The organism is Streptomyces recifensis, from assembly GCF_002154615.1.
Taxonomy (GTDB): domain Bacteria; phylum Actinomycetota; class Actinomycetes; order Streptomycetales; family Streptomycetaceae; genus Streptomyces; species Streptomyces griseoluteus.
The window spans coordinates 1-4,050 of record NZ_MUNH01000266.1 but is presented as its reverse complement, the minus strand read 5'-3'; the positions used below and the strand labels follow the sequence as shown (position 1 = coordinate 4,050).

Genomic DNA, 4,050 nt, shown 5'->3' with positions numbered 1-4,050 from the left:
CCCCTCGCCGAAGGCGTCGTCGAGCAGGACGGCCTCGCCGTCCTGCTCGACGACGCCTTCGGCGAGGGGTGTGCGTTCGGCGACGGGTTTTCCGCCAAGCATGGCGCGCAGCCGGGGTCGTACGGCGCGGGCCCGCAGGACGCGGTTGACCTCGCGCCAGGTGACGTCACCGGCGTACGAGATCACCCGGGCGGCCTCGTAGACCTGGCGGAGCAGGGTGTCGGCGTCGAGGAGGCCGAGTTCGGCGGCGACCTGGTCCTGTTCCTGCAGGGCGAGGCGGTCGGTGGCGCGGCCGGTGACGAGGTGGAGGGCGTCGCGGGCGTCGAGGAGGCGGCGGCGGGCGTCGTCGAGGCCCTCGCGGGGTGCGTCGGCGAGCCAGGAGGCGGCGACGGCCCGCAGGGCGGTGGCGTCGCGGAGTCCGCCGCGGGCCTCCTTGAGGTCGGGTTCGAGGAGGAAGCGGAGTTCGCCGTGGCGTTCGGCGCGTTCGGCGCAGAGTTCCTGGAGTTCGGGGAGGCGTCTGGGCGCCTGGTTGCGCCAGTCGGCGAGGATCGCGGTACGCAGTCCGGCGGTGAGGCCGAGGTCGCCGGCGAGGTGGCGGGCGTCGAGGAGGCCGAGCTGGACCTTGAGGTCCTCGCCGGCGGTCTTCCGGGCCTCGGCGGAGGTGCGGACGGAGTGGTCGAGGCTGATGCCGAGGTCCCAGACGGGGTACCAGAGCCGGTCGGCGAGGGCGGCGACGGCGGCGGGGTCGCTGCCGTCGTGCAGGAGCAGCAGGTCGAGGTCGCTGCGGGGGGAGAGTTCGCCGCGTCCGTAGCCGCCGACGGCGACGAGGGAGATGCCCTTGGCGGTGGGGGCGGCGGCGGTGAAGAGGCCGGTCAGCCAGTCGTCGGTGAGTCCGGCGAGGGCGGTACGGCGCGGCGGCCCGGACCGCGCCCCCTCGCTGAGGAGGTGCAGCCGGGCCGCCGCGTAGCCGCTGGGTCCCGTGTCGTCGGTCTTGTGGTCGTCCGTGCGCGTCACCCAGCGACTCCTGTCTTTCCTCGTGTCAGAGCGCGTCCGGGCCGCGCTCGCCGGTGCGGACGCGGACTGCGGTCTCGACGGGCAGCGACCAGACCTTGCCATCCCCGATCTTGCCGGTGCGGGCGGCCTTGACGAGGACGTCGATCAGCTGTTCGGCGTCCTCGTCCTCGGCCAGCACCTCGATGCGGATCTTGGGAACGAGGTCGACGGTGTACTCGGCGCCCCGGTAGACCTCGGTGTGCCCGCGCTGGCGGCCGTAGCCGCTGGCCTCGGTGACGGTGAGTCCGTGGACACCGAACGCCTGGAGGGCTTCCTTGATCTCGTCGAGCCGGTGCGGCTTGACGACCGCCGTGATGAGCCTCATGCGTCCACCTTCTTGTTCTTCGCGGCGGCGAGCGCCTGGGCCGTGGAGCCGCCGACGACTCCGCCGCCGGTGCCGCTGAAGTCGTACGCGGTCTCGGCGTGCTGGGACTGGTCGATGCCGGAGACCTCCTCGTCCTCGGGGACCCGCATGCCGAGGGTCTTGTCGAGGAGGAAGGCGAGGACGGCGGAGGCCAGCAGGGAGTAGGCGAGGACGGCGAAGACGCCGGCGCACTGCTTCCAGAGCTGGTCGAAGGAGTGGTCGCCGTAGAAGACGCCGGCCGCGTCGGACTGGCCCTTGCCGGTGGCGAAGAAGCCGATGAGCAGGGAGCCGACGATGCCGCCGACCATGTGGACACCGACGACGTCGAGGGAGTCGTCGTAGCCGAACTTGAACTTCAGCCCGACGGCGGCGGCGCAGGCGACTCCGGCGATGGCGCCGACGGCGATCGCGCCGAGGGGGGAGACGGCACCGCCGGACGGGGTGATGGCGACGAGTCCGGCGACGGCACCGGAGGCGGCGCCGAGGGTGGTGCAGGCGCCGTGCCGGATCTTCTCGTAGGCGAGCCAGGCCAGCATGGCGGCGGCGGTGGCGACCTGGGTGTTGACGAACATCAGGGCGCCCACGCCGTCGTCGTTGCCCAGCCAGGAGCCGGCGTTGAAGCCGAACCAGCCGAACCACAGCAGTCCGGCACCGAGCATGACCAGCGGCAGGCTGTGCGGGCGCATCGGGTCCTTCTTGAAGCCGACGCGCTTGCCGATGACCAGGATGACGCCGAGGGCGGCGGCACCGGCGTTGATGTGGACGGCGGTGCCGCCCGCGAAGTCGATCACGCCGAGCTTGAAGGCCCAGCCGTCGGAGGCCCAGACCCAGTGGGCGACCGGGATGTAGACGACCGTGGCCCACAGGGCGACGAAGAGGGCCCAGGCCGAGAACTTGACCCGGTCGGCGAGGGCTCCGCTGATCAGGGCGGGGGTGATGATGGCGAACATCATCTGGAAGACCATGAAGACGAACACCGGGATGGTGTAGCCCGGCCAGAGTTCCGTCAGCCCGACGTTGCTCAGTCCGAGCCAGTCGGCGTTCCAGCCGATGAAGGCGGAGCCGGAGCCGAAGGCCAGGGAGAAGCCGTAGAGCACCCAGAGGAGCGTGACGATCCCGATGCTGATGAAGCTCATCATCAGCATGTTGAGGGTGCTCTTGACGCGGACCATGCCTCCGTAGAAGAAGGCCAAGCCCGGTGTCATGAGCAGCACCAGGGCGGAACAGATCAGCATGAAGCCTGTGTTCGCGGAGGACAGTTTGGGTGCCTCCGCGGCAAGCGTGATGGCTGCTGCCATCGGCGTCTCCTCATCGGTTGTACGGCCCCGTGCGGGCGGTGCCTGGGCGGTCCGGTCAAGTGAGGGGTGGGCCGGTTATGCGCCAGAGACTGACGCAGCGCGGTTTCGACCGGGGCCCCCGGCTGTTTCGCGGGGGTGACGAAGGCACCTGGCGTGTTACGCCTCCATGAACTGCCCGCTGCCGGGCACACCGGTCGTTATCGTGGCGCAACCGGCGCCGGGCTCGCCGTAGCGACAGGCGGGTGGGGGCATACGTGAACCGGCCGCGTCCGGCCTCTCGATGACCTGGCATGGGGGAGCCGAGTCGGGCAGTTCGGGAGGACCGGCCGCGGCCGGGGCATGGGGTGGTGCGGGCTTCTCAGCCCGCGTCGGCGCTCTCCGGGAGGTCGACGGCGAGCTGTTCGGTGAGGTCGACGACGACGGAGAGGTCTCCGAAGTCCCGCACGGCCGCGCCGACCGTCTTGCGGATGCGGGTGTTGACCCGCTCCGAGCGGACCTTGCGGGCGGTCTCCATGGCCTGGGAGGCGTAGGCGCTGCCCCGCTCGGGCTCGCGCTGGAGGAGGTGCACGGTGGCCATGCCGATCAGGTTGAGCGCGTAGGACCGCTGGTGTTCGCCGTCCTTGGCGAACAGGTCGACGGCCTGCTCCATCAGCGGCTGGGCGAGCGAGGCGTAGGTGGGGCTGCGGCCGGCGACGTAGGCGAGGTCGCGGAAGGAGTGCGAGTTCTCGCCGTGCAGCTCGGCCTGGGAGAAGAACCTGATCCAGTCGGGGTCCGGCTCGTCCCAGTCGTCGGCGTCGGCGAAGGTGTCCTCGGCCATGCGGACGGCCCGCTTGCACTTGCCGGGCTGGCCCATGTTGGCGTAGGCGCGGGCCTCCATCGCATACAGCATGGACTGGGTGCGGGGACTGGCGCAGTCCCGGCTGCCGTACTGGGCGAGATGGATGAGTTCGAGGGCGTCGTCGGGGCGGCCGAGGTGGATCATCTGGCGGCTCATGCTGGAGAGCACGTACGAGCCGAGCGGCTTGTCCCCGGCCTCCTTGGCCGCGTGCAGGGCGAGCACGAAGTACTTCTGCGCGGTGGGCTGGAGTCCCACGTCGTACGACATCCAGCCGGCGAGTTCGGCCAGTTCGGCGGCGACCTTGAACAGCTTGCGGGTGGTGGTCTCGGGCTGGGGCTCCTGGAGGAGGTCGGTGACCTCGTGCAGCTGCCCGACGACCGCCTTGCGGCGCAGGCCGCCGCCGCACTGGGCGTCCCACTGGCGGAACATCTTGGTGGTGGACTCCAGCAGCTCCAGCTCGGGGCGGGAGAGCCGGCCGGGCCGGCGGGGTTCGTGCA

At 71.1% G+C, this 4,050-nt stretch carries 4 protein-coding genes; all 4 read right to left on the bottom strand.

Annotated features, from left to right (window positions below; genetic code table 11):
• Nucleotides 1-1,014 (bottom strand): [protein-PII] uridylyltransferase family protein (locus CCN33_RS15940; RefSeq protein ID WP_208621770.1); only part of this gene is annotated, 1,014 nt, incomplete at its 3' end.
• 25 nt (nucleotides 1,015-1,039) lie between these two features.
• On the bottom strand, nucleotides 1,040-1,378 hold the full coding sequence (locus CCN33_RS15935) for a P-II family nitrogen regulator (RefSeq protein ID WP_086694274.1): 339 nt from the start codon (nucleotides 1,376-1,378) through the stop codon (nucleotides 1,040-1,042).
• Nucleotides 1,375-2,715 carry an ammonium transporter gene (locus CCN33_RS15930; RefSeq protein WP_086694273.1) on the bottom strand — a complete coding sequence of 447 codons (1,341 nt, stop codon included), beginning with the start codon at nucleotides 2,713-2,715 and terminating at the stop codon, nucleotides 1,375-1,377. The genes CCN33_RS15935 and CCN33_RS15930 overlap by 4 nt, the downstream gene beginning before the upstream one ends.
• A gap of 358 nt (nucleotides 2,716-3,073) precedes the next feature.
• Nucleotides 3,074-4,050 (bottom strand): NsdA family TPR-like regulatory protein (locus CCN33_RS15925; protein ID WP_483027244.1); only part of this gene is annotated, 977 nt, incomplete at its 5' end.